Below are 26,235 nucleotides of genomic sequence, written 5' to 3' on the forward strand. Positions count from 1 at the left end.
TTCATCACTGCATCTCAAACGTGGTGCCTAGCGTTGCACTGTTGCAAACAACTCTTCCCATCGATCGAGCACCGCATCCAAGCGATAGTTCCCTAAATGCTGGCGTCCATGGGCGGCATGAGTTGCCCGCAATTGGTCATTCTCGGCAAGTGCACACATTCCGCGAGCAAGATCGGCTGCGTCTCCTCGGTTGACCAAGACTCCGCAGGCACCGTTATCAAGTAGTTCGCGAACTCCTGCAGAGCAATCGCTGGCAACCACCGGCACTCCACTTGCCAGAGCTTCCATGACTGCGAGAGGGAGACCTTCAACGAGCGATGGCACCGCGAGGATTCCCGTTGATTGCAGCGCCTCATATGGATCCAACACAGGTGGGAGCAACTGAACGCGCGGTAAATCAGCAATTGCAGCTTCAATCTGCACGTCATGCGGGCCTGAACCAATGATGTTGAGCGACCAATCGTTGAGGCGACCTTCACCGCACACAATGCGCCAAGCCTGCACAAGGGTCATTGGCGCTTTCTCCGCAGAAAGGCGCCCTAAATACGTGATGATTTTCGAAGAAGGGTCCGCAACTGATTCTGGCCATTGAGCAAGTGGGTTTGGCATCGCACTGGCGTTGTTTAACCCTGCTTGCGTAAACCGGATTGCATCGATATCTGTCAGAGCAAGAAAGGCATCAGCCTCTCGGTAAGCACGCAGAATTCGGGCCATATCTTTGTTGAATATTGCTGCTTCAACAGAAGAGTGGAACTGCCCGATGGTTCGCCAGCCAGCCAGATCACATTCCAGTACATGCTCCATCGCCCAAACCTGGGCGGTCACGATGATGCCAGGCTCCCCCGCGTCAAGAATGCTCTGCAGCTTGTTCACGGCGCCTACGCGCAAGGCATCAAGTTCAGGCCCCGGTTCCTTCGGATAGGTAACGCCCAAGAGCCGTTCGACTTGGTAGCGCGCACTTTCATGCGCAGTGCGTTCACCCACGGGTTCTATGCCCACAATGGTGACGTCATAACCGCGCGAAGCAAGGCCTCCAGCGAGCACCTGCACAACTTTCTGAGCTCCACCCATTTCGTCAACATTGTTCGCCAGCAACACCACGCGCGTACTCATGATTGACTCACCATCGCAGCCCAGATTCTCTGCGCACTGTCGCCAGTCGCTGCTCCGCAAAGTTGCGCGAACGAAGACCTGCGATCCGCGTAATTTGGCACTGAATCCGGATTATCAAGCCAGGCTTCAACCGCACTCAAAAGTTCTGCTTGATCTTCAACAATCGGGCCAGGCAACACAGCAGGCAAATCAAGATACGTGCCACGCCTGCGCACCACATCCACACGATTCGGCTGAATTGCAATGACCGGACGTTGCAGACGACCAAACTCCATGAGCAGTGATGACCAATCGGTGATCAATACATCTGCCGCCGCAAGCCAAAGCGGAAGGTCTGTTGCGACTTGCTGAACACCAGTAGGAAGACGCAAAGTGCTGCAATCGTCAGTCACTCCCACAAACTGCACTTCACTGCCATGGCGTTCCTGTAACTCGGTTAAATCTGACGCAGATTGACTCGTGAAGAACGCGCAGACAGCTAGCTTGCGCGCAGGATCAATACCTAAACGCGTTGCGAGATCCTTGTCTCTGAGTTCGTCCAACATGGCGTCCGCAAACGGTGACGCCTGCACTACTTCACTCACGTAGGCAGTTGAGGAACGCAAGACTTGCTCCGCAAAAGGTGATGCGGCAATCGCCACGTCCCATCGCCCAACCTGCGACCATGCTGGGCGACGCTCAGATGTGGGTTGCAACACCCAATCAGGGTTATCGCGGCCAACACGCAGCACCGGAATGCCAACGCCAGCCACTGCCATCACTTGACCCTCCCGCTTTGGGATGCGATTCAAGAAGACTTCATTGGTAACTAAATACTTCGCGCGACCAAGGTGCCAGGCATGGGTCCAAGTGTCGCGAAGCTTTGGAGTGATCCACTTCTGTTTCACACCTGGGTTCAACTGCTTCCATTGCTCTGCTAATGCTGGCAATGCGGTGTCGACAGCTCGATCGCCTTCGACATCAAACAGCACTTCATTTTTCAAAGGCAAGTACTTGGCAATGAAGTAGCCCAAAGCTGGCATGTTCTTAAATGGCGAACCTTTGGCATTCTTCGGGTTCGCTGCCTTCTTCATTGGCTTTGCGACAACATCCTGAGGGATCGTGACAATGCTGTGAGCGCCACCAAGAGCACTTGCTTGCAACGTTTCCGTGTCGCTCATCAGCAGTGATGTGAGTTCTGATTGCTCCTTCAACCACGATGCTCGAAACATTGCGTGGGTTGATGGAACCTGCGAATGAACTTCCGCGAAGGCCCAAGGATCAGATGTAGTTGGAACCCACGGGCCCTTAACGGCCCCCACAACCACATCAGCATTGCTTGATTCCCCCGCTAATAACAAGTTCTTCATGATGTGACGCTCGTAGCCAAAGAAGGGTGGAGCAAACATCACCCACGTGCCACGCACTTCATCCAAGGAACTCACGACTTCTAGATTGCGCAGAGTCTGATCAGCAAAGGCGCCGTTGAGATCCGCCCGCTTTGTCAACACGATGCTGACGTCCATGGCCTCACTCATGATCGCGACTGCTTCGCCTTCACAAAAGCTATTAATTCCTTCGCACGTGCAGCAAAGCTGTGCTTTTCCGCGATTTCGCTAGCGAACTTCAGACGCTCTTCTTGGTTTGGGAACGCAGACTCAACATCGCTGGCAATTGACGCAAGCTCTTCAACCGAAGAGTAGGTGCGCACATGATCACCAAAAACTTCTGCTAGCCCAAGGGCCGGATCAGAAATGATTCGTGTTCCAGTCGCTGCTGCATCAAAGAGTCTGTTCGAGAGGAATCCGGTATCAGCCATGAATTGATGATGATCATTGAGTACTACGTGCGCACTCGCATATGCAGAAGGGAGTTGATCGTTGGCAAGGAACTCAGCCTTGATTTGCGAAGCCGCAACGTATTCCTTCCAACCAACTCCATAAAGACTCAGCTCCAGGTTCGCTTCCATCGCATCTTTCACGATTGGTCGAAAGACTCCACGTGTAGATCCCACGAACAGCACTTCATCGCCCGAGTCAGAAACACCTGCGCGCGGCGTGAACCGCGTTGGGTTAGTCGCCTGCAACAGCGGATGCACATCAACAAAGTCAGGCTTCCAGTGATTACTCGCAGCAAAGACCACGTCGTAGCGGCTGGCCTCTTCTTCTGTGACCAATTCGGGGTGGGAAATCACCCAAAGAATCCAGATGGAATTCTTCTTGGAGCGGTTTGGCTTCACTTCCGTTAAACCGCGCAATACCACCACCACATCATCTTTTTCACGCTCGAGTGAATGGGCATTTTGACGCGATGTGGTGTGTGCATCCTGACCAAGTGTGCGTAAAGCATCAACAAGATCTCGAGCAAACCAAGTATCGCCCCACTGCTCTCCCGCTTTTCCACCTGGCGCAGAAGTCAGCACTGTCCAGCGCAGCTTGCGTCGCCCGAAGAGTTTCATGACTTCACTCCGCGCAAGAAACCCAAGCCCCAAGCGCCGTGCATGGTGGCGTACACAACTGGCAATCGCACTGCAGCCGAGAAACTCAGCATCGTCGGGCTCACTGCTGAAATAGATGAAGCAAAGAGATTTGCGAATGCGTAGCCAAGAGGCATGAGGAAACCGAACGATGCCAACCAGTCATTGCCCAGCATTACGCCGACAACTCCAGCAATAACACCAAGAATCACAAGTGACACAGCAACGGGTGCAGCGAGGTAACGAAGTGAAAGTGTGTCTGGGTGTCGGCGAGCAACCTCACGCCGCCAACGTCCGTAATCGTGATACTGACGAGCCAACGCCCGCACATTCGGACGTGGTCGGTATTCCACCTGCATCGTTGGGGTGAACCACACGATGCCACCGGTTTCACGAATACGCAGATTCATTTCCCAATCCTGTGCACGTTCCATACTGTTGTCGTAGCCCTGAACCCGCGCCAAGGCTTCAGCGCGAAAACATCCGAGATACACGGTTAACGCGGGGCCAGGTTCACCGCCAACATGGAAAGCAGCGCCACCTACCCCAAACTTCGAAGTCATCGCGCGTGCAACTGCACACTCAAAAGGCGTTGATCCCACTGCGGCCATGATTCCGCCGACATTGTCAGCACCTGTTTCTTGCAAGGTTGCAACACCTTGTGACACGTAGTCGCCGGGGATCATCGCGTGCCCGTCAACACGCACGACAACTTCGCCAGTGGACTGCGCAATTGCCGCATTCAGTGCGGCCGGAGTTTTGCCCGTTGGGTTTGCAACGACAAGCACATTTGCATGACGCGCAGCGAGCGCATCAGCGACTTCCTGCGTGCGATCCTTAGATGGACCAACGGCCATCACTACTTCCAACTCACCTGCATAGTCCTGACGCAAAATCTGCTCAACAGCTTCATCAAGATGGCGCTCTTCATTGAGCACCGGCATGATCACGCTCACGCGTGGCAGCGGCGAAAGTGGTGCGTTGGTCATGCACGCGTCCCGAAAACTTCGTGTTCGATACGCCCTTCATAGGTGCGCACAGTTTTGGTGAGAAAATGCTCTTCATTGGGAGTTGCGGTGTGACCTTCTCCGCGGCGCTCGTAGAGGTAACCCAAGCCATGCGTGCGGTAGATGGCACCACCTATGCGCTCCACACTTTCAATCAACGCGCGGTCAACTGACTTAGCAACTGGGCGCCATCCGCCGAGTGCATCAAGATCAGCGCGTGAAATCAGCATCGTGCCGCCAGCTACAAATGGTGCGTACTTTTCAGCCGCGTACTCGGGGCGGAACGCAGTTTTATTCGCAGACTCAACATGAATCCAGTCAAGCGCCTTGCCAACCAAGGTTGCGCCTGAATACATCCGAGCCAGAACGAGATCCCAAACATGCTCTGGTCCGTAGTAATCATCGTCATCCATTTTGGTGATGAGCTGACCTTCTGCCTGCTGACTTAACTGCTGCAACGCTGTTCCAAATGGAACTTCGCCACTAATGCGAACAACTTTGAGGTTGTGGGCAATCGGCGTAAAGCGTGATTCATCTACTTCAACGCCATGCAACCCCACGATGATCTGCAAGTTCGGGTAAGCCAAGCGAGCAAGCTGCGAAACAGCATGATCAATGAATCGATCGCGATGCGTTGCAAGCACTACGGATACCGCTGGCCAAGCATCTAAAGCAGCGGCCGGTGAATAGGCGCGAAGCGCATGGCGGCGTGTGTGAACGGACTGAACTAGCCAATCCATGTCATCCGTAGGAAATCCGTCTGCACGGACCAGCAAGCCACATGCTTCAAGTTGTGCACGCCAACGCGCAGGCAGTTCCAACATCGTTTGCACACCAGCTAAACCGCGAAGCGCAACAACATCACTTTCAGAAAGGTCACCTTCTGTTTTCACCAGCACGCCGTTGCCTTCGACAACAAGTGCGCCAGCCTGAACAGAACCAACACCAATGGGCCATGGGCCAATAGAACGGCGACCAATCGGGCGGTGTACGAGTGGGTTCACAAACACTTCGTGTTCGACACCATCAACGAGCCATGCTGGTCGATCTTCATCGATCACCACGGTTCGCACGCGGTCAATGGAATCAAGTGAAACTTGTGACGACGTCACCAAAGTGTCGCAGCGACGAAGATGCGCGTGTGCTTGCTCAGTGGGAGTGACAACATCGCTGAGATCGGCAACGAGTGAAGCCGCTTTCTGTGGCAAACCAGGGCCAAAGGTGAGCAGTGAAGCAAAGCCTGACGAGACCATCGGCTGCAGCACGCGAACTGCGGCTCCAACCAACAGCGCTGGGTCAGTTTTTTCGTGAGCAACAAGTTCCAGCAAGATGCCGTCGCCGTGACCATGAAGCCACAGGGACTTAATTCCAGAAAGCTTTGGCGCTCCGGTCCAACCCTTGGGTGGAGTCCAAGACTTCAAGCGCACATCAATACGGGTGATCTCCGGCCCGCCGACGATCATTACCGCCAGTTGGCTGAGGGAATCGACGTTGTCACCTTTGATCAGCCATGAGGTCGGCTTGATCTTGAGGATGATCCCCTCAGGAAGGCCAGGAACCGGGCCGCGTGCAATCTTCTTACTTTGGTCGCGCATTAGGGCTAGGGGATTACTCACATGGGCCAGCGTAGAGGGGTAATGGGTGTCCGCGCCGGTAGCCTTGCGTCATGACGTTGCGACTCTCAGTTATCGGCACCGGCTACCTCGGAGCCACCCACGCAGCCTGCATGGCTGAACTTGGGTTTGAAGTGATTGGGATCGACGTCGACCCCAACAAGGTCGCCATCCTCCAAAGCGGCAAAGTCCCCTTTTATGAGCCAGGGCTCGACGAGGTCCTTGAGCGCAATATCGCTGCTGGCCGTCTCCACTTCTCCACCTCAATCCAAGAAGCTGCCGAATTCGCCGATATTCACTTCATCTGTGTTGGCACCCCGCAACTTGCTGGAGCCCAGAAGGCAGACATGTCTCAGGTCTTCGGTTCTGTCGAGGCGCTTGCCCCCTATCTCAAGCCCAATGCGCTCGTGGTGGGTAAGTCCACAGTTCCTGTCGGCACCGCGAACGAAATTGAAGAGCGCCTGAAGGCAACAGCAGCGACCGGTGTTGAGGTCGCTTGGAATCCAGAGTTCCTGCGTGAAGGTTTCGCAGTTGAAGACACCCTGCGCCCTGACCGCTTGGTGGTAGGCGTACGTAGCGAGCGCGCCGAAGATCTGCTTCGCGAGGTCTATGCACCTCTCCTTGAGATCAACACACCATTCCTCGTGACCGACTTCCCCACAGCTGAACTGGTCAAGGTTGCCGCCAACTCATTCTTGGCAACGAAAATCTCCTTCATCAATGCAATGGCAGAAGTGTGTGAAGCAGCAGGTGCTGATGTCACGCAACTTGCGCAAGCAATTGGCTACGACCCACGCATTGGTAATCGCTTCTTAGCCGCAGGCCTTGGCTTTGGTGGCGGATGTTTGCCGAAGGACATTCGTGCGTTTATGGCACGCGCCGGTGAGCTTGGTGCCGATGAAGCGTTGATGTTCCTTCGCGAGGTTGACCAGATCAACTTACGTCGTCGTGCTCACACTGTTGATCTTGCACGCAAGGTTCTTGACGGTGAATTTGTTGGTAAGTCAGTAACCGTGCTTGGCGCAACCTTCAAACCAAACAGTGATGACGTGCGTGACTCACCTTCCCTTGATATTGCCGTTGCTATCAGTAACGCAGGCGCCAAGGTGAAGGTCCACGATCCGAAGGGCTTGGAAAACGCAGCGCGCGTGTACCCAAACATGGTGTACGAACAAGATGTACTGAAAGCCCTTGATGGTGCTGATCTCATCATTCACGGCACTGAGTGGAATGAGTACCGCGAACTTGATCCAGTAGTTGTTGCAACGGTCGTGAATACCCGCCATGTGATCGATGGTCGCAACACCCTTGATCCACAAGCATGGCGCAACGCAGACTTCACCTACCGTGCACTTGGTCGACCAAACGCCTAAGCACTTTTGATTACTGGGTTGGCGGGGAAAGACCCCGCCAACGCCGATTAGTTCAAATGTTTCATCAACAATCTGAACCCCTCAACCACCACGATTCGCAAAAGAAAAACTAGTGCTCCACGCAATGCCAGTGCTACGCTCCCCTTGTTGAGGTGAGAGCGTTGGCGACTCAGGTTTCCTGAGTCGCTTTTCGCTTTTTTCACCACATCGGCCACCTCCGTTCCCCTTCGCCTAACAACTACTGTTGACGAAGACCGGGTGCACCACCGGGAAACGAAAGCGACAAACAAGAACAGCGTGCGCGTTCAGATTAAGAAAAAGTCCACGCTAAAACAACGTGAATATTTGAAGCTGTGGACAACTGGGTTGGCGGGGAAAAGACCCCGCCAACGCCGATTAGCCCAGATGTTTCATCAACAATCTGAACCCCTCAACCACCACAATTCGCAACAAAAACACTAGTGCGCTTCGCAATGCCAGTGCTACGCTGTCCTTGTCTAGGGGAAAGCGTTTGCGACTCAGGTTTCCTGAGTCGCTTTTCGCTTTTTTCACCACATCGGCCACCTCCGTTCCCCTTCGCCTAACAACTACTGTTGACGAAGACCGGGTGCACCACCGGGAAACGAAAGCGACAAACAAGAACAGCGTGCGCGTTCAGATTAAGAAAGAGTGCACGCTAAAACAACGTGAATATTTGAAGCTGTGGAAAACCTTGTGCGTTAGCGCTTGAGGTTTGCGCCTTTTGCTTTTGCTGCAGCATTGAGTTCGCTTTGAAACTCCACCATTGATTCAACAAGATCAGCATCTGCGATGCCGAGCATGCGCACAGCAAGTAAACCTGCGTTACGCGCGTTACCAATAGCCACCGTTGCAACAGGAACACCTGCAGGCATTTGCACAATGGAAAGTAACGAATCCATGCCGTCAAGTGTTCCGACAGCAACAGGAACACCGATCACGGGGATTGGTGTGAGCGAAGCGAGCATGCCTGGAAGATGCGCGGCTCCGCCCGCTCCAGCGATGATCACTTTGAGGCCACGCTCAACAGCGTTGTTGCCGTACTCCACCATTTCTAATGGCATGCGATGAGCTGAAAGCACGTTGACTTCATAAGCAATGTTGAACTCATCGAGAGCGTCGGCGGCAGCCTGCATCGTTGGCCAGTCTGAATCACTGCCCATGCAGATACCTACTAATGGCTGCGTAGCCATGGTGTCTCCTTTATTCATCGATGGTTCCTGAAAAATAGTCTGCTGCATGTCGGCCGCGAACCAATAATTCTTGCGCGTTGTCGCCAAGTAGCGTTACGTGTCCAACCTTGCGGCCTGGCTTTACTACCTTGCCGTAGAGATGCACTTTGAGTTCAGGATCGCGAGCAAACACATGGCGATAAGCGGAGTAGAGATTGCCAACCGTGCCACCGAGCACATTTACCATCACTACTGCATCTGATCGAGTGCTTGGATCTCCAAGCGGCAGATCAAGTACAGCGCGCAAGTGATTTTCGAACTGACTTGTGACAGCACCTTCAATAGACCAATGGCCAGAGTTATGAGGGCGCATCGCAAGTTCATTCACCACGAGTGCATCACCGGTGTCAAAGAGTTCAACAGCGAGCATTCCCACGACATCAAGTTCTTGCGCAATGCGCAATGCAATTTGTTGCGCTTCTAATGCAAGTTCGTCAGTGAGATCTGGTGCTGGCGCAATTACTTCGGCACAAATGCCATTGGTCTGCTTGGTTTGAACAACGGGATACGCCACAGCTTGACCATGGGGTGAACGCGCAACTTGTGCGGATAGTTCACGCACAAACGGAACGAATTGTTCCGCGAGCCAAAATGAATTCGCAGCAAGCGGGGTCGACATCACTTCAGTTGCTTGAGCGAGATCGTCGATCACCCACACGCCTTTGCCGTCGTACCCTCCGCGCGAGGCTTTGAGGACGACGGGCCAGGTGTTCGCTTCAGCGAACACCTGAACATCAAGTGGGCTTTCAACTTTGGCCCAGGCCGGGCAAGGGGCACCCATCGCTGTGAGGGCTTGACGCATATGGATTTTGTCTTGCGCATGTGCAAGCGCACTTGCACTTGGTCGCACTTCAATCCCCTGTGCAGCGAGCTCTTCAAGAATGTCGGTCGGCACATGCTCATGATCGAAGGTGATGACATCGCAGCCTTGAGCAAAGGCCAGCACCGCTTCACGATCATCATGGGAACCGATGCGCACATCGCGAACAACCTGGGCTGCCGGATCGGTATCTGTGGCGGAAAGGACTCGAAAACCGACACCTAGGGCAGTTGCGGCTTCGGCAGTCATTCGAGCCAGTTGCCCGCCACCGATCATGCCCACAATTGGGGCGCCGTCGAGTTGCTTCACTAGCAAACCCTAGCCCCTCACGAATCCCCCGAAAAATGCCGCTTGGCGTGACCTATGCTTCCCGAATGCCAGAAACCACCTCTTCGAACGCTCTTGTTCGCGTGGTCCGTGGTTTTCAGGAGCAATTCGCGGCGCTCTTTCGTGAGGTAGCCAAATTCGGCGCCGTCGGCCTGGTCGCCCTCGTCGTCGATATCGGCTTGTTCAATCTTCTACGTTTCGCCGGTGGCCAAGGGCCAATGTTCGACCGACCAATCAGTGCCAAGATCGTCAGTGTCGCCGTTGCCACGTTGGTGGCCTATTTCGGTAACCGTTACTGGACGTTCCGCCACCGTGGGCGCACACACATGAGCCGCGAGCTCTTGATGTTCTTTCTCCTCAATGGCGTTGGCATGCTGATTTCAGTCAGTTGCCTCTATCTTTCGCACTATGTACTGGGACTCACCAGCGCCCTTGCCGATAACTTGAGCGCAAACGTGATTGGCCTTGGACTTGGCACGTTGTTCCGCTTCTGGAGTTACCGCAAGTGGGTATTCCCGGCAGTTCCTGATGATCCAGCGGATCAAGAACTCGCTGAGCGCGACGCGTCAACGTTGATCTAGGGCTGTTCACACCTATTCAAAAGTGGTATCTGGCTGGTATCATTACTACATGGCTATGACCTTGCGACTCACGGACGAAGAAACCGCTGCGCTTCGTAAGAGGGCTGAACTTGAAAACCGCTCAATGCAAGAAGTCGCCCGCACAGCGATAAATACCTATATTTCGGAGCGATCCGTGCGCTTGAAGCAAGCGATTGAGCTTGTTGCCGAGCAAGATGCTGAACTTCTCCATCGCCTCAGCCAATAGTTAATCTGACCACCATCGTGACCACAGATTTTCTGACGATTGACGATCTGCTCGAAATAGCTCGCGGCATTCTTCCCGAGGTTCAGGTACGCGACCTGGGGTTACTCGAATCAGCGTGTGCACGGCCTCAAGCCAGCGTCTTTGGTGATCTCGCCTACCAAACAATTAACGAACAAGCGGCTGCTCTCATTCATTCACTCGCGCGCAATCACCCACTCATCGATGGAAATAAACGTCTAGCGTGGACCGCATTGAAGGTCTTCTTACTGCTGAACGATGTGACTTTGAGTTACACCGTGGACGATGCGGAAAAATTTGTGTTACAGATTGCTCGCGGCGAAATAAACGTTCCAGAAATTAGTACGTGGGTTGTCGCGCACACCATAAATCGCTAGATAACGGACTGGTTTCCACCTGTGCGGCGGCGCGCATCATCCTCTTCAACCAACCGATACACATCGCGTTGAATCTCTTCAACATTAGGCACGTCGTTGATAACCAAACTTCCATCAACGTTGCCTGAATCAATATCAAGGTTGCCGTAGTTGAACATGCGACCCAAGATGCCTTGATTAAAGGTGATGTTGTTGGTCTTGGACAGCGGCATGTCTTTGCCCTGCTTGGTGAGCAAGCCCTTGCGAATGATGATGCGTCGATCAGTGAAGACGTATTGCGTGGTCAACCACCGCAAGAACGGCACGATTGACCAGCCAACCGCCACAATCACAAACACTCCAGCGATGATCCACCGCAGAATGTCGTTGTCCGAAAACGTGATGAACAACCACGTCAGCAAGAACAGTTCAATCAAGAAGAAAAAGAACGGAACGATGAGCCCTCGCCAATGGGGTTTAAGTTCATAAACGATTGATTCACCGGGGGCAAGGAGCTTTGCTGGATAGGCCACGATTAGATCGTCGCATGAATGACGTCGCCAGCAGTGATGATCATCGTGTCGGATCCGTCTTGAATTACTAGATGGCCGTCATCATCAACCTCGACTGCGACTCCTTTGATGACTTTGTCACCGGGCAACGTTGCTTCGATGTTGCGTCCGATGGTTGCGCAGGCAGCGCGATAGTCACTCACTAAGTGGTGATCCTTGTTTCGCCACTGCTCAAGCCGATGAGCAAGATTCACCAGCACTTGGGCCATCAGAGCCTCACGATTCACCACACCTTTTTCCAAGGTGATTGACGTGCCCGTCGGAATTGGCAATTCGTCCTTGGTGAGGGAAACGTTGATCCCAATGCCGAGCACCACGGTGTTCTCGTCAATGGCCTCACTCAAAATGCCAGCAAGTTTGAAGGGCTTGCCTAGGTGTTTGCCGTGATCAGGAATAACGACGAGGTCATTAGGCCACTTCACTTGCGTAGACACCTTGGCAACTGAATACACGGCGTCGCTAGCCGCCAGCCCGGCAAGCAGCGGTAGCCAGGTCCATGAATCTGTCGGCATCCCCTTTGGTCGCACCAAGACCGACATCCACAGCCCAGCGTGCGGCGGGCTGACCCAATCGCGGGCTTGGCGTCCACGACCCTGGGACTGATGCTCGGCCACGATGCAGGAGCCCTCTTGGGCTCCGGCGGCCGCCAGGCGGGCCACATCGTTATTTGTGGATTCAGTGGTGTCCAAGACTGTGGGCATGGGGCCAGCCCAGTCAGCCGCGTCTAATGCAGCCCCAAGGGCTGTGACGTTCAGGACAGTCCGCACATTGATATCGCTCACGCCGATAAGGTAACGCGCGAGGAGGGCCAATGAGCGCCGCAGCAAAAGATTCAAATGCACTTGACCGCAACACCACCGCAGGTCGAGGTGTAGTACTTGCCCAGTACGAGGCTGAAATTGATGGCCGCCAACAAGAGGCGATCACCAAGCAAAGCAAGCGCGGCAAGCTCTCGGCAATGCAGCGCATTGAAATGCTGCTCGACGAGCACTCCTTCCAGCAGGTCGACCAACTGACCCGCCACCAATCAACTGACTTTGGTCAAGAGAAGTCCCGCCCACTTGGCGACGCAGTCATCACGGGCTACGGCACCGTCGATGGTCGCCCGGTGTGTGTGTTCGCTCAAGACTTCACCACCTTCGGCGGCTCCCTTGGCGCTCTCGTTGGCGAAAAGATCGTCAAGGTCATGGACCTCGCGCTGAAGACCGGCTGCCCAGTCATCGGCATGAACGACTCAGGCGGCGCACGTATTCAAGAAGGCGTTGCATCCCTGGCTCTCTACGGCGAAATCTTCAAGCGCAACGTTGCAGCTTCTGGCGTGATCCCACAGATCTCGATGATCATGGGGCCAAGCGCAGGTGGCGCGGTGTACTCACCAGCAATCACCGACTTCACGATCATGGTTGAGAAGACCTCGTACATGTTCATTACCGGCCCAGACGTCATTAAGACCGTGACCGGCGAAGACGTTGCGATGGAAGCCCTCGGTGGCGCACAGACCCACAACGTGAAGTCAGGCGTTGCGCACCACATGGCGCCAAGTGAAGAAGAAGCAATCGACTACTTGCGCGCATTGCTCAGCTACTTGCCAAGCAACAACCTCGAAGATGCACCAATCTTCGATACAGCAGTGAATCTTGAACTCAACGAAGATGACTACGAGCTCGATTCACTCATTCCTGATTCACCAAATCAGCCGTACGACATGCACCGCGTGATTTCGCACATCCTTGATGACGGTGAGTTCCTGGAAATTCAGGCACTCTTTGCACCAAACATCGTGGTCGGTTTTGGTCGCGTTGAAGGTCATAGCGTTGGCATCGTTGCTAACCAGCCAATGCAGTTTGCTGGCACGTTGGATATCGCAGCGTCCGAAAAGGCTGCTCGCTTTATTCGTACTTGCGATGCATTCAACATTCCAATCATCAGCCTTACTGACACACCTGGTTTCTTGCCGGGTACTGATCAGGAGTGGGAAGGCATCATTCGCCGTGGCGCAAAGTTGATTTACGCCTACGCAGAAGCAACCGTGCCAATGATTAACGTCATTACCCGTAAGGCTTACGGCGGCGCGTACATCGTGATGTCAAGCAAGCACCTTGGCTCAGACTTGAACCTCGCGTGGCCAACTGCAGAAATCGCAGTGATGGGCGCTGAAGGCGCGGCAAACATCCTGTACCGCAAGGAACTTGCCGATGCTGCAGATCCCGTTGCTAAGCGCGCAGAGTTGATTGACGAATACAAGGAGCAGCTCGCTAATCCTTATCGTGCAGCTGAGCGTGGATACGTCGATCGCGTGATTCAGCCACACGACACTCGCGTTGTGATCATTCGCGCGTTGCGCAACCTGCGCAATAAGCGCGTGACTCGCATTGCTCGTAAGCACGGAAACATTCCGCTGTAATGAGCGAAAGCAACGAGCCAAAGCGCCCGGTCCTTCGTGTCATCTCTGGTAATCCCACTGATGAAGAGCTTGCCCTGATCCTTGCGATCGTGGCGAGCTCGAATGAAGCTCCGCAGGCGCCAAAGGGTTTGAACGCGTGGAGTGATCACACTCGCGATTTATTGAAGACGCCACGACCAAGCGCAACTGCTTGGCGTGCGTCTGTACTTCAGTAAGTCTGCGCGCATCGTGACCTCACTCGTACTTGCTTCAGCCTCCCCTGCCCGACGCATGTTGTTGGCCAATGCCGGAGTCACGCCACAAATCGTGGTGAGCAAAGTAGACGAAGAAGCACTCGCGGCATCGCTTGCACCCATAGCGCCGATCGATCTGTGCTTGGAACTGGCTCGCGCCAAAGCGCGCGATGTTGCCCAACATTTCAGTGCATCTGACGATGTGGTGATCGTTGGCTGCGATTCAATTCTCGATGTTGATGGCGTTGCTCACGGCAAGCCGGGGAACGCAGCAGCCGCTAAAGCCCGCTGGGAGCAGATGTCAGGGCGAAGTGGCTTCTTACGCACTGGCCATTGGCTCATCCAGCCCAGCACTGGACTTGAACTCGGCGAAGTAGCCAGTAGCGAGGTCTTCCACGCCTCCCCCAGCGAAATTGAGATCGATGCCTACATCGCGACCGGCGAGCCACTTCAGGTCGCCGGCGGGTTCACCTTGGACTCTCTGGGCGGCCCATTTATCGAGAAAATCATCGGCGATCCCTCCAACGTGGTGGGTCTATCCCTGCCCTTGCTCAGACTGCTCCTGATTCAGTGCGGGGTGACTTGGACCGACCTGTGGTCCGGATTACCCGTTGACGGCTAATTCCCCAGTAATAGTGAGGTGCACCACCCATAACCGGTGGGCGGGGTACCCCCAAAGATCGCTAGAGTTCCCCTTGAAAACGAGCGCGAGGAAGAGGCATACAAAGTGCGCAAAGTCCTGATTGCTAACCGCGGTGAGATTGCCGTCCGCGTGATTCGCGCATGCCGCGATGCCGGTCTGACCTCGGTCGCCGTGTATGCCGAGCCTGACCGCAATGCAATGCACGTGCGCATGGCCGATGAGGCCTACGCCCTTGGTGGCGAGACTGCCGCTGAGTCCTACCTCGTCTTCGACAAGATCCTCAAGGCTGCTGCTGATTCAGGTGCTGATGCAATTCACCCTGGCTATGGCTTCCTTTCCGAGAATGCTGACTTCGCGCAAGCAGTGGTTGATGCAGGCTTGACCTGGATCGGACCACCACCTGCAGCAATTCGCTCACTTGGCGACAAGGTTTCTGCTCGTCACATTGCACAAAAGGCTGGCGCACCTCAGGTTCCTGGCACCGCAGATCCCGTCACGAATGCAAATGAAGTTGTTGCGTTTGCAAAAGAGCATGGCCTTCCTGTTGCAATCAAGGCAGCCTTCGGTGGCGGCGGTCGTGGCCTGAAAGTTGCATACAAGCTCAATGAAATTCCTGAGCTGTACGAATCAGCAGTGCGCGAAGCAACCGCTGCCTTTGGTCGCGGCGAATGCTTTGTTGAGCGTTACCTCGACAAGCCTCGTCACGTGGAAACCCAGTGCCTTGCAGATCAGCATGGCAACGTTGTGGTGATTTCAACGCGCGACTGCTCGCTGCAGCGTCGTCACCAGAAGTTGGTTGAAGAAGCTCCTGCTCCCTTCCTCACCGAAGAGCAGAACACGCGTTTGTATGAAGCATCCAAGGCGATCCTCAAGGAAGCTGGCTACGTCAACGCAGGAACCTGTGAGTTCCTCATCGGTCAAGACGGAACCATCTCCTTCCTCGAAGTGAACACTCGCCTTCAGGTAGAACACCCAGTGTCAGAAGAGGTTTCTGGCATTGACCTGGTGCTCGAGCAGTTCCGTATCGCTGACGGTGGCGTCATTGATTACGCAGACCCAGAACTTCGCGGTCACTCAATTGAGTTCCGCATCAACGGTGAAGATCCAGGCCGCGGCTTCCTGCCTGGCCCCGGTGAACTCATCGTGTGGCGCCCACCATCAGGCCCAGGCGTTCGCTTGGACACTGGCGCTCGGCTTGGCGATGTGATTGGTGGCAACTTCGATTCACTCATCGGCAAGTTGATCATCACTGGCAAGGATCGAAGCCAGGCACTTGCTCGCGCTCGCCGCGCACTTGCTGAATTCCAGATCGAAGGCATTGCAACGGCACTCACCTTCCACAAGGAAGTTGTGCACGACACCCACTTTGCTCCTGAAGATCCAACCAAGGCATTCACCGTGCACACTCGTTGGATCGACGAAGACTTCGACAACAAGATTCCTGCCTACTCAGGTGTCAGTGGTGGCATGGCCAACCCAGATGCTCGCCAGAACTTGGTGGTTGAGGTCAACGGCAAGCGCGTTGAAGTCACCCTCCCAGGCGACGGCATCATCGGCGGCGGCAGCAAGAGCGGCGGCGCAGCACCTCGCAAGCTCGGTGGCAAGAAGATTGCAGCAGTTGCGGATGGCGATGCACTTGTTGCACCAATGCAGGGCACTGTCGTGAAGGTTGAAGTCGCTGAAGGCCAAGAGGTCAAGGCTGGCGATCTACTCGTGGTGCTTGAAGCCATGAAGATGGAACAGCCATTGAACGCTCACAAGGCTGGCTTCATTCGCAACATCACCGCTGAAGCTGGCGCAACTGTTCCTAATGGAACCGTGTTGTTGGAGATCAAGCCCGAGTAACACTTGCAACCCGCGGTACGAAAGGATGAACTCGTGACCGCAGTTGTAATTATTGGTGGAGGCCCTGGCGGCTACGAGGCCGCTCTGGTTGCTCGACAACTCGGTGCTGACGTCACTCTCATTGATAGCAATGGTGTGGGTGGCTCTGCCGTGCTCACTGACTGTGTGCCAAGTAAATCTCTCATTGCAACCGCAAACGTCATGAACCTCGCTGCCGAATCAGGCAGCCTGGGCGTGATGATCGACGGCCAACCCGCTGCAGCTCATCTCCTCAGCGCTGACTTACATGTGGTCAATACCCGTGTGAAAGAACTTGCTAGCGCCCAAAGCGAAGACATCGAAGCACGCTTGGTTCGCGAGGGTGTACGAGTTGTCCATGGAAAAGGCCGCCTGAATGGTGGCAATCTAGTGCTCGTGGCAACCCCTGAAGGCGGCGAAGTCACCTACCGCGCAGACGCAGTGCTCATCGCAACTGGTGCTCGCCCTCGCCAACTTGCTGATGCCATGCCTGATGGCGAACGCATTTTGAACTGGGAACAGCTCTATGACCTTGAAACGCTGCCTGAGCGACTCATCGTTGTGGGCTCAGGTGTTACCGGCGCTGAATTCGCAAGTGCCTACCAAGGCTTAGGTAGTCGCGTTGTGCTGATCTCTTCACGTGAACGTGTGCTTCCTGGCGAAGATCCAGACGCTGCCGCGGTGCTCGAAGAGGTGTATGCCCGACGCGGTCTCGAAGTGATCTCACAGGCTCGCGCTCTTTCGGCTCGTCGCACTGAAACAGGCGTTGTAGTGAAACTTGCGGACGGCCGCGAAATTGAAGGCTCGCATGTGCTCATGGCCGTTGGCTCAATACCTAATACCGAACATCTTGGACTTGAAGGTGTCGGTGTTGAAACAGACAAAAACGGTTTCATCCGTGTTGATCGCGTTTCTCGCACCAGCGTGCGCGGTGTCTATGCCGCAGGTGACGTCACGGGTGTGTTCATGCTGGCTTCAGTTGCAGCAATGCAGGGGCGCATTGCGATGTGGCATGCGCTTGGCGATGCGGTGCACCCACTTGATCTCAACTTGGTGTCGAGCAACATTTTTACCTCACCTGAGATCGCAACTGTGGGCATGACCCAAAAAGATCTCGACGAAGGAACCTTCCGTGGCGATGTGGTCATGCTTCCATTCGCTACAAATGCGAGATCAAAGATGCAAGATCAGCATGATGGCTTCGTCAAGATTTTCTGCCGCCGTGGTTCACGCCTGATTGCTGGTGCAGTCGTGGTCGGTGTCAATGCCAGCGAACTGATTCACGTGCTCACCGTTGCCCTTTCGCAACGCATGACCGTTGACGAGTTAGCCAGTGCTTTCACCGTGTACCCAAGTCTTTCTGGATCAATCGCTGAAGCTGCGCGGCGCCTGCACGTTCACTCGGAGTAGCCCACATCACGTTCACCTTGCCCTTTTTGTCACAACTCTCGAGAAGCAACGTCATATTTGGTGGACTACCATCATTGTTTGCAATCAATACCAACCGGGGGAACAGCTGTGACCATCGCACGTAAGCAAGATCGCTTAGCAGCATTCCCGCCTTTGATTGCATTCTTGGCGACCTACCCAGATCCTCAGTCGGTCACCGAGGCCCTCTTAAACGGCCCCCTAAAATTTTACGAAGCCGTTGCCTGCAACATGATGATGAAAGAAAAAGGTGAGAACAACACACTCCTCCTTGTAGGTTCAACGGGAATCACCGAACGGACCGTGCAGCGCTATCAGGAGCTCCCGCTCAATATTGATACTCCTATGGGTCGCGCGTTTTCGGATAATGAAATTGTCGCCGTTTCCATCACGGAAATGGTTGATGAATACCCCGCTGTTCAAATGGATTCTGAGATCTGGCACGAGCAGATTGAACGTTCCGGAAACCAGTCGATTGTGTGCGCACCCATCGTGAGCAATGGCCAGGCGATTGGGGCATTTAATTTCTACTCGCCACCTGAGCATCCATTGGGTTCATCGGATTATTCATTCGTGCAGGGGCTATCTGCGCTCTTGGGTATGTGGTTGTCACATCCACGAACGAATAAAGGGATCGACACCGATCTCGCCGATAACAACTTGGACATTCCGCTGACATTAAGTGACCGTCAACTTGAGATTCTCGGGTTAGTTGAGCAAGGCCGATCGAATGCGGCGATCGCTGTGTGCTTGGGCTACTCACAATCCACAGTAAAACAAGAATTGCAAAAAGCAATGAAAGTTTTACGTGTAAGTGAGCGTCAAGAAGCGGCTACCCGAGCCAAAGAATTAGGTTTTGCAACACCACCCAACTAGTGGTGTGCGGTCTACGTAGTTGGTGACGTCTTTTGCGTTTTCATGTTGGCATCGATTACCGCGATGCGCCGCCATAGTTCAAGTCTGTTCACTGACTTGGGTGGACGTTAGAATCTTCACATTAAATGTGACTGGGGGAAGTGAACTGTGGTGACGACGTCGAATCAATCGCTGATCGCGCCGCCTGCGTTTATGCGCTTTCTTTCAACGTACCCAGATCCACAAGAGGTGTGTGAATCGCTCATCAGCGGCCCGCTTGCCCACTTCGATGCAAAGTCCGTGAATATGTTTCTCACAACAGAGGAAAACACGTTCAAGATTGTGGGCACCACTGGAATCACGGCTCCACTCGTACCTCGTTATATCGAAATGCCCCGCACACTGAATACACCACTCAGTGACGCACTGCTCGAAGGCGAAATTGTTACAACTTCAATTCTCAAGCAACTCGATGACTACCCAAGTCTGGCTCTCGATAGAGCGATTTGGGAAGACGTGGCAAAAACGTCTGGGAATCTGCAGATCGACACAATCCCGATCGTCAGCAATGGCAGATCCATTGGTGCATTCGACATGTTCTCCGAAGCAACAGCAATAAGTCGCAAGGATTATGCCTTTTTAAGCGCCCTTGGTCACATGCTTGGTATCTGGGCAACACACCCCTTTACCGACAACAGTCTGGAATCTGAATTCACGTTGAACTCAGACGAAGTGGCTTTTAACCTGAACGAACGCCAGCTACACATCTTGGAGTTGGTGGAGCAAGGCCGCTCAAACTCAGCAATTGCAGTGATTCTTGGTTACTCCCAGTCAACAGTGAAACAAGAACTCCAGCGCGCAATGCGGGCTCTGCGCACAAATGAACGAACAGAAGCCGCAAAACGAGCCCAAGAATTAGGACTACACCCAGCCGAATAGAACTGACTGTTACCGGTGCCCACTTGGTAACAGTGGTCGCACTCTGTCGGTTGAGGTTTATGAATCCTTGAGGAAGGTATCCAACAGGCTTTCAGCTGCAACAGCCGCTGGCAACTCCCCGTGCTTGACTGCTTGGGTGGTTTCAGCGAGCCTGGCCCGAACCTCTGGAGACTCCTTGAACAGATCCAGGAGTCGATCAGAAATCATCGACCACATCCAACGAATCTGCTGCTCATGGCGGCGCTCTTCCCGCTCGCCACTGATCATCTTGATCTCGCGGTGCTTGAGGATGTCTGCCCAAAGTTCATCAAGCCCAGAGTTCTCGGCAGCCGAACAGGTCAGCACAGGTGGCGTCCAGTTCTTTGACTCTGGAGTCATCAACCGAATTGCGCGGCGGTAATCCGATGCAGCCAACTTCGCTTTCTTGACGTTGTCACCGTCTGCTTTATTTACGGCAATCAAATCAGCAAGCTCGAGCACGCCTTTTTTAATGCCCTGCAATTCATCGCCGGCGCCAGCAAGCATCAACACCACAAAGATGTCGACCATGTCATGCACTGTGGTTTCACTCTGACCAACACCAACGGTTTCAACAATGATGACGTCATAACCCGCTGCTTCACATAGCAGCATCGTTTCGCGAGTGCTGCGTGTGACGCCACCAAGGGATGCGCCTGCAGGGGAAGGCCGAATGAAAGCATTCTCGTCAACAGCTAGGCGCTGCATGCGTGTTTTATCGCCGAGAATTGCGCCACCTGTGCGCGAGGAACTTGGATCAATTGCGAGCACGGCAACCTTGTGACCATCAGCTGTCAGGTTCGCACCGAACTGATCAATGAATGTTGATTTACCAACACCCGGTACACCAGTTAAACCAATTCGATCAGCATTACCGGTGTAAGGCATTAATGCAGTCAGTAACTCCGCAGCAAGCTTGCGGTGTTCTGGTTTACGACTTTCAATCAGCGTGATGGCTCGCGCCAACCACATCCGATCCCCGCTGCGAACAAGCTGCGCTAGTTCATCAGTTGGGGGCAGTGGTTGTTTCATGCACGCGAATCCAGCAGGGTCTGCAACAACTTCTCAGCTGCAGCCGACACCACAGTGCCCGGAGGGAAGATGGCTGCTGCGCCGCCGGCGTAGAGCTCATCGAAATCCTGAGGCGGAATCACGCCACCGACAACCACCATGATGTCTGGGCGTCCAAGATCAGCAAGTGCAGCCTTAAGTTGCGGCACCAAAGTGAGGTGACCGGCTGCCAATGAGGATGCCCCAACAATGTCGACGTCTGCCTCAACTGCCTGACGAGCCACTTCTTCTGGAGTCTGGAACATCGGGCCGATGTCAACAACAAAGCCCAAGTCAGCAAAGCTCGAGGCGATGACCTTCTGTCCACGATCGTGACCATCTTGACCCATCTTGGCCACGAGTAAACGTGGACGACGGCCTTCAGCCTCTTCGAACTTCTCCACCTGTGAGCGCACGCGCTTCACGGTCTCGTCGTTTTCACCCATTTCTTGACGGTACACACCTGAGATCGTACGGATCTCAGCCTTGTGACGACCCCAAGCGTTCTCCATGGCGAGGCTGATTTCTCCCACAGTTGCGCGAGCACGAGCAGCGTTCACGGCAAGTTCCAGCAGGTTGCCGGTGCCATTGCGGGCTGCATCTTCAATTGCGGCCAGCGCAGCATCAACATCTGCTTGGGTGCGCTCAGCACGCAGCTTGGCTAGCTTTGCGAGCTGATCTTCACGCACTGCCTTGTTGTCGATCTTGAGGACATCAATGTCTTCAACATGTTCTGGCTGGAACAGGTTCACGCCGATCACTGCCTGACGGCCAGTGTCGATGCGTGCCTGGGTACGAGCTGCGGCTTCTTCAATACGAAGCTTTGGAATACCAGCTTCAATTGCCTTGGTCATGCCACCAAGCTCTTCAATTTCTTGAATGTGCTCCCATGCCTTTTCAGCAAGTTCACGAGTGAGCTTTTCTACGTAGTAGCTACCGCCCCATGGATCAACCACACGAGTGGTGCCTGACTCCTGCTGCAAGAACAATTGCGTGTTACGAGCGATGCGAGCCGAGAAGTCAGTTGGCAACGCCAAGGCTTCGTCGAGTGCGTTGGTGTGAAGTGACTGAGTATGACCTTGGGTAGATGCCATTGCTTCAACACAAGTACGCATGACGTTGTTGTACACATCTTGTGCAGTCAACGACCAACCAGAAGTCTGCGAGTGCGTACGCAACGCAAGTGCCTTCGGATTCTGTGCATCGAATTGCTTGACGAGCTTTGCCCAAATCAAACGAGCCGCACGCATCTTTGCAATTTCCATGTAGAAGTTCATGCCAATTGCCCAAAAGAAGGAAAGGCGTGATGCGAACTTGTCTACTGGCAAACCAGCAGCAATACCAGCGCGAATGTATTCAACACCGTCTGCAAGTGTGTATGCCAATTCAAGATCAGCAGTAGCACCTGCTTCTTGCATATGGTAACCCGAAATTGAGATCGAGTTGAACTTCGGCATCTTTTCTGAGGTGTACGCGAAGATGTCAGAAATGATGCGCATTGAAGGTGTGGGTGGATAGATATAGGTGTTACGAACCATGAACTCTTTCAGAATGTCGTTCTGAATGGTTCCCTGAAGTTGATCAGGAGTCACGCCCTGTTCTTCTGCAGCAACGATGTACAACGCGAGGATCGGCAACACTGCACCGTTCATCGTCATTGACACACTCATCTCACCCAATGGAATTCCGTCAAATAATTGACGCATATCGAGAATTGAATCGATCGCTACTCCGGCCATGCCAACGTCGCCAGCAACACGTGGGTGATCAGAGTCGTAACCACGGTGCGTAGCTAAGTCGAACGCAACAGACAAACCCTTTTGACCCTGGGAAAGGTTGCGACGGTAAAACGCATTTGATTCGGTCGCCGTTGAGAAGCCCGCGTACTGACGCAAGGTCCATGGCTGATTGACATACATCGTTGGGTACGGGCCACGCAAGAACGGAGCAAGTCCTGGCAACGTACGCAGATGATCAAGGCCTTCAAGGTCTGCAACTGAATACAACGGCTTCACATCAATACCTTCAGGTGTTTCCCACACCAACTTGTCAGGCTCTGAGCCTGTCAGTTTGGTAACCGCATCAACCCAAGCTGCGCGATCGTTGTGAGCAACCCGCGGGCCAAGCTCAATGCCAGTGAAATCAGGAACGGTCGTCATTGAGAGACTCCCAACGTGGTGTGTAGGCGTTGCAGGGTGGAAAGAACATCGACTCCCATATATGCGAAGTCATCAATGCCAGCTGCTTCGTAATCAGCTTTGGCATCTCCTGGGCGACCAGCGAGGTACACGAACTTGGCACCTGCAGACTTCAGCGCAGTTGCATAAGCAATTGCTTGTTCGCCGTATGCAGCATCAGTTCCGCAAATCACTGCAGCTTGAGCACCGGAAGCCTTAAAGGCTGCTGCTGCGTCATCGGCATTGGCATAACCACCATCACCAACTGAATCAACACCGCCCGAGCCAAACAAGTTGCTAGAGAAGGTCGCGCGAGCAACATAGGAAGGACCAGTGCCAATATTTGCCAAGAAGATTGTTGGCGTAACTTTGGCAGCTTCTGCCGCAGTGCGCAGTGCTTCATATGGCTCAGCAAGACGACGAGCCTTCAACGGATCTGCCGTGGTTGCAGTTCCTGGCAAACGAATACCTTCGCGAGTATCTGCTGCAGGTGCTGCAGCTACATCAGGGCGACGCTCGCCAATCAACGGAAACTCACTCACACCAGTGATGGGTTGCTTGCGCGTTGCAATCAGCTTGTCGCGCTTTGCAGCAACTTCAGCAACCTGCAACTGGAAGGTGCCTTTTGAAAGCACTGAAACTAAGCCACCGTCAGCATCGATGGTCTGGAAACCCTTCCAACCCACCGCAGCAAAGGCATCCGTCAATGTTTCGACGTAGTAACTCCCGCCTGCTGGATCCATCACGCGGCCAATGCCTGATTCGTCTTGCAACAGCAACTGCGTGTTACGCGCAAGACGGCGACCAAGATCACTTGGCAATCCGGTTCCGCTATCAAATGCAGCGACGGTGAGCGTGTCAGCTCCACCGACAACTGCACCAAGGGTTGCCGCAGTTCCGCGAAGCAGGTTCACCCAAGGGTCAACCACGGTGAGCCAGCGGCCACCTGCATGCGCTGCAACCTGAACTAGCCCAGGGTACTGCGCATCAACGGTGAGTCCGCTTGCTTGCAGCACGGTCGACCAGCAGTGGCGAAGGGCACGAACCTTGGCGATCGTTGCGAAGACGTCAACATCTGCAGCAACTTCCAACACGATATGGCTGGCCGCGGTGGCGACATCTACCCCAGCGTTGGTCATTGCCCGCAGGTAGGTGGTGGCACTTGCCAACGCAAAGGCGAGTTCTTGGCCTTCACTAGCTCCCGCTTCGGCGGCTGCAACTGATGAGGCACGGAAGACTCGAAGACGTGGAGTCGTCGAGGTCTGCACAAGTGAAACACCCTCAACGATGGCCTCATTGAGTCCTTGAGGAACCTCTCCTTGTGTTGCCAAAGCGGCAATCGGATCAATGCCTAGGCAACCAGCGGCCTGAACACCCTGAATCCCGCGATCGACGAGGATCAGGTTCAGCCATTCAGCGGCAACGATTGAGTAGGCACCAGCGCGAATCGAGATTGGCGCAATATCAAGGAGTACTTCGCTCAGCACTCGGTCTAGGTCAGCCTTAGAGCGAACGCTGATGCCAGCTCCCTCGCCATCAAGGTCAAGAATGAGTTCCAAACTGGTCGCGCCATTGCGAAGTTCAGTCAGCGCATGAGCGTTGGCAACTGCCGCATCTGGATGCGTGACACAAGCACGGATATCCCAAGCACCATCGACGCGAGGCACGATTTGGCCACCTCGGGTAAGTGGGGCAAAGCCAGGGAACCCTGACTCATCACCTTCCACAGCAATGTCATCAGCCGTATAGAGCGGCTCGATGCGAATGCCATCAAGGGTCGTGGAGACCAAAATCTTGTCAAAGTCACCCCCCTTAATTGCCTTGTCGACCTCAACACGCCAGGCCTCTCGGGTGGGTTCTTCGAATTCGCCGGCCAGCACTAGGCCTTCAGAGGAAGCAGTCACGGCATCGAAGGTTACTTGGGTCCATTGATGCATTTCACCCCGACGGTTGATGTAAGCGTAATCACGCAATCCCGCGGTACAGGTGGCCCTTTGACACGGCTATCGTTTCCTTTGCATCTTGAATGCCAAGAAGCAATCTTGAACTCATCAGGAGGTGGGCGTGACCTCGAAGGTCGGAACGCTCTACCGCGGTGGCGAAGGTATGTGGACTTGGGTCCTACATCGCGTCACTGGCGTGGCTGTCTTCTTTTTCCTCTTCGTCCACGTGTTGGACACTGCGCTCGTGCGCGTGTCTCCCAACTCGTACGACTTAGTGATCGCGACGTACAAGACCCCAATCGTCAACTTACTTGAAGTTGGCTTGGTTGGCGCAGTGCTCTTTCACGCACTCAATGGTCTTCGCATCATCCTCATCGATTTCTGGAGCAAGGGCCCACGCCTGCAGCGTCAGATGACTTGGGTGATTGCGGCTATCTGGTTTGTCGTGATGATTCCGGGCTTCTACTTCATGATGAAGCACACCTTCGAGAACCTGTTCGGGAGCGCATCATGAGTAGCACAGTGAACTCAGGCTTCTCAATCGAAGCTCCGCGCAGCGATGGTCGTAACCACCAGCGCAGTAACTTCGAGTTGTACTCGTGGTTGTTTATGCGTATCTCCGGCATTATTTTGATTGTGCTCGTGCTCGGGCACTTAATCATCATGAACATTCTTGATGGTGGCGTTCAGCGCATTAACTTTGCTTTCGTTGCAGGCCGTTGGGCTAGCCCGTTTTGGCAAGCATGGGACTTAACCATGCTGTGGCTCGCAATGATTCACGGCACTAACGGACTTCGCACGATCATCAATGACTATGCCGAACGCAACAACGTGCGTTTCTGGTTAAAGATGCTGCTGTACACAGCATCAGCTTTCACCATCATTCTCGGAACCCTTGTCATCTTTACCTTCGATCCAAACATCGGTTAGTACCGTCGAAGCGCTTAGGA

The 26,235-nt window shown here is 54.1% G+C and carries 25 protein-coding genes; 13 read left to right on the plus strand and 12 right to left on the minus strand.

Annotated elements, in window-relative coordinates:
- Nucleotides 1-27: 27 nt before the first annotated feature.
- The 5 genes from PHN51_02850 to PHN51_02870 are packed head-to-tail and all read right to left on the minus strand — an operon-like array spanning nt 28 to nt 6,191.
- On the minus strand, nt 28-1,113 hold the full coding sequence (locus PHN51_02850; GenBank protein ID MDD2817718.1) for a glycosyltransferase: 1,086 nt from the start codon (nt 1,111-1,113) through the stop codon (nt 28-30).
- On the minus strand, nt 1,110-2,630 hold the full coding sequence (locus PHN51_02855; protein MDD2817719.1) for a CDP-glycerol glycerophosphotransferase family protein: 1,521 nt from the start codon (nt 2,628-2,630) through the stop codon (nt 1,110-1,112). The genes PHN51_02850 and PHN51_02855 overlap by 4 nt, the downstream gene beginning before the upstream one ends.
- A complete protein-coding gene (locus PHN51_02860; protein ID MDD2817720.1) occupies nt 2,627-3,550 on the minus strand; it encodes a hypothetical protein in 924 nt (307 codons plus the stop codon). Before PHN51_02860 ends, PHN51_02855 begins: the two co-directional genes overlap by 4 nt.
- The gene (locus PHN51_02865; GenBank protein MDD2817721.1) at nt 3,547-4,557 is read right to left on the minus strand and encodes a glycosyltransferase; all 1,011 of its coding nucleotides are present in this window, start codon (nt 4,555-4,557) and stop codon (nt 3,547-3,549) included. The genes PHN51_02860 and PHN51_02865 overlap by 4 nt, the downstream gene beginning before the upstream one ends.
- Nucleotides 4,554-6,191 (minus strand): glycosyltransferase family A protein, encoded by a 1,638-nt coding sequence (locus tag PHN51_02870; protein ID MDD2817722.1) that lies wholly within the window; start codon nt 6,189-6,191, stop codon nt 4,554-4,556. Before PHN51_02870 ends, PHN51_02865 begins: the two co-directional genes overlap by 4 nt.
- Before the next feature lie 50 nt (nt 6,192-6,241).
- Between PHN51_02870 and PHN51_02875 the strand changes: the two genes are divergently transcribed.
- Entirely contained in the window at nt 6,242-7,561 is a 1,320-nt protein-coding gene (locus PHN51_02875; protein ID MDD2817723.1) for a UDP-glucose/GDP-mannose dehydrogenase family protein, read from the plus strand.
- 719 nt (nt 7,562-8,280) lie between these two features.
- On the opposite strand, the gene purE is transcribed toward PHN51_02875, so the two are convergent.
- Together purE and PHN51_02885 are read right to left on the minus strand one after the other, a co-directional pair.
- Complete coding sequence (purE, locus tag PHN51_02880; GenBank protein ID MDD2817724.1) at nt 8,281-8,772, minus strand: 5-(carboxyamino)imidazole ribonucleotide mutase; 492 nt, start codon at nt 8,770-8,772, stop codon at nt 8,281-8,283.
- Between the two features lie 10 nt (nt 8,773-8,782).
- Nucleotides 8,783-9,940 (minus strand): 5-(carboxyamino)imidazole ribonucleotide synthase, encoded by a 1,158-nt coding sequence (locus tag PHN51_02885; protein ID MDD2817725.1) that lies wholly within the window; start codon nt 9,938-9,940, stop codon nt 8,783-8,785.
- 65 nt (nt 9,941-10,005) lie between these two features.
- Between PHN51_02885 and PHN51_02890 the strand changes: the two genes are divergently transcribed.
- The 3 genes from PHN51_02890 to PHN51_02900 are packed head-to-tail and all read left to right on the plus strand — an operon-like array spanning nt 10,006 to nt 11,181.
- Entirely contained in the window at nt 10,006-10,539 is a 534-nt protein-coding gene (locus PHN51_02890; GenBank protein MDD2817726.1) for a GtrA family protein, read from the plus strand.
- 49 nt (nt 10,540-10,588) lie between these two features.
- On the plus strand, nt 10,589-10,786 hold the full coding sequence (locus PHN51_02895; GenBank protein MDD2817727.1) for a hypothetical protein: 198 nt from the start codon (nt 10,589-10,591) through the stop codon (nt 10,784-10,786).
- A gap of 17 nt (nt 10,787-10,803) precedes the next feature.
- Nucleotides 10,804-11,181 (plus strand): type II toxin-antitoxin system death-on-curing family toxin, encoded by a 378-nt coding sequence (locus PHN51_02900; GenBank protein ID MDD2817728.1) that lies wholly within the window; start codon nt 10,804-10,806, stop codon nt 11,179-11,181.
- Here PHN51_02900 and PHN51_02905 read toward each other — a convergent pair.
- Nucleotides 11,178-11,693 carry a PH domain-containing protein gene (locus tag PHN51_02905; protein ID MDD2817729.1) on the minus strand — a complete coding sequence of 172 codons (516 nt, stop codon included), beginning with the start codon at nt 11,691-11,693 and terminating at the stop codon, nt 11,178-11,180. The genes PHN51_02900 and PHN51_02905 overlap by 4 nt on opposite strands.
- A 2-nt stretch (nt 11,694-11,695) precedes the next feature.
- The gene (locus PHN51_02910; GenBank protein MDD2817730.1) at nt 11,696-12,514 is read right to left on the minus strand and encodes a biotin--[acetyl-CoA-carboxylase] ligase; all 819 of its coding nucleotides are present in this window, start codon (nt 12,512-12,514) and stop codon (nt 11,696-11,698) included.
- 29 nt (nt 12,515-12,543) lie between these two features.
- Here PHN51_02910 and PHN51_02915 point away from each other — a divergent pair, with 29 nt between their 5' ends.
- From PHN51_02915 to PHN51_02945, 7 genes are all read left to right on the plus strand, one after another.
- Complete coding sequence (locus tag PHN51_02915) at nt 12,544-14,136, plus strand: acyl-CoA carboxylase subunit beta (protein ID MDD2817731.1); 1,593 nt, start codon at nt 12,544-12,546, stop codon at nt 14,134-14,136.
- Nucleotides 14,136-14,351, plus strand: a complete 216-nt coding sequence (locus PHN51_02920) for an acyl-CoA carboxylase subunit epsilon (GenBank protein ID MDD2817732.1) — start codon at nt 14,136-14,138, stop codon at nt 14,349-14,351. Before PHN51_02915 ends, PHN51_02920 begins: the two co-directional genes overlap by 1 nt.
- Entirely contained in the window at nt 14,332-14,991 is a 660-nt protein-coding gene (locus PHN51_02925) for a Maf family protein (GenBank protein MDD2817733.1), read from the plus strand. Before PHN51_02920 ends, PHN51_02925 begins: the two co-directional genes overlap by 20 nt.
- A 105-nt stretch (nt 14,992-15,096) precedes the next feature.
- Complete coding sequence (locus PHN51_02930) at nt 15,097-16,857, plus strand: biotin carboxylase N-terminal domain-containing protein (GenBank protein MDD2817734.1); 1,761 nt, start codon at nt 15,097-15,099, stop codon at nt 16,855-16,857.
- Nucleotides 16,858-16,890: 33 nt separating this feature from the next.
- Nucleotides 16,891-18,285 (plus strand): NAD(P)H-quinone dehydrogenase, encoded by a 1,395-nt coding sequence (locus tag PHN51_02935; GenBank protein MDD2817735.1) that lies wholly within the window; start codon nt 16,891-16,893, stop codon nt 18,283-18,285.
- 108 nt (nt 18,286-18,393) lie between these two features.
- The gene (locus PHN51_02940; protein MDD2817736.1) at nt 18,394-19,179 is read left to right on the plus strand and encodes a LuxR C-terminal-related transcriptional regulator; all 786 of its coding nucleotides are present in this window, start codon (nt 18,394-18,396) and stop codon (nt 19,177-19,179) included.
- Nucleotides 19,180-19,329: 150 nt separating this feature from the next.
- Nucleotides 19,330-20,097 (plus strand): LuxR C-terminal-related transcriptional regulator, encoded by a 768-nt coding sequence (locus PHN51_02945; GenBank protein ID MDD2817737.1) that lies wholly within the window; start codon nt 19,330-19,332, stop codon nt 20,095-20,097.
- Nucleotides 20,098-20,154: 57 nt separating this feature from the next.
- On the opposite strand, the gene meaB is transcribed toward PHN51_02945, so the two are convergent.
- From meaB to PHN51_02960, 3 genes are read right to left on the minus strand one after another with little or no spacing between them, the layout of a single operon-like run.
- Nucleotides 20,155-21,147, minus strand: coding sequence for a methylmalonyl Co-A mutase-associated GTPase MeaB (meaB, locus tag PHN51_02950; GenBank protein MDD2817738.1), 993 nt, complete (start codon nt 21,145-21,147; stop codon nt 20,155-20,157).
- Nucleotides 21,144-23,324, minus strand: coding sequence for a methylmalonyl-CoA mutase (gene scpA, locus PHN51_02955; protein ID MDD2817739.1), 2,181 nt, complete (start codon nt 23,322-23,324; stop codon nt 21,144-21,146). Before scpA ends, meaB begins: the two co-directional genes overlap by 4 nt.
- On the minus strand, nt 23,321-25,246 hold the full coding sequence (locus PHN51_02960; GenBank protein MDD2817740.1) for a methylmalonyl-CoA mutase family protein: 1,926 nt from the start codon (nt 25,244-25,246) through the stop codon (nt 23,321-23,323). Before PHN51_02960 ends, scpA begins: the two co-directional genes overlap by 4 nt.
- A 160-nt stretch (nt 25,247-25,406) precedes the next feature.
- Here PHN51_02960 and sdhC point away from each other — a divergent pair, with 160 nt between their 5' ends.
- Together sdhC and PHN51_02970 are read left to right on the plus strand one after the other, a co-directional pair.
- Nucleotides 25,407-25,799: a succinate dehydrogenase, cytochrome b556 subunit gene (gene sdhC / locus PHN51_02965; GenBank protein MDD2817741.1), complete on the plus strand. Its 393-nt coding sequence runs from the start codon at nt 25,407-25,409 to the stop codon at nt 25,797-25,799.
- Entirely contained in the window at nt 25,796-26,215 is a 420-nt protein-coding gene (locus PHN51_02970) for a succinate dehydrogenase hydrophobic membrane anchor subunit (GenBank protein ID MDD2817742.1), read from the plus strand. The genes sdhC and PHN51_02970 overlap by 4 nt, the downstream gene beginning before the upstream one ends.
- Nucleotides 26,216-26,235 lie beyond the last annotated feature (20 nt).

The organism is Candidatus Nanopelagicales bacterium (assembly GCA_028687755.1).
Taxonomy (GTDB): Bacteria; Actinomycetota; Actinomycetes; order S36-B12; family S36-B12; genus UBA11398.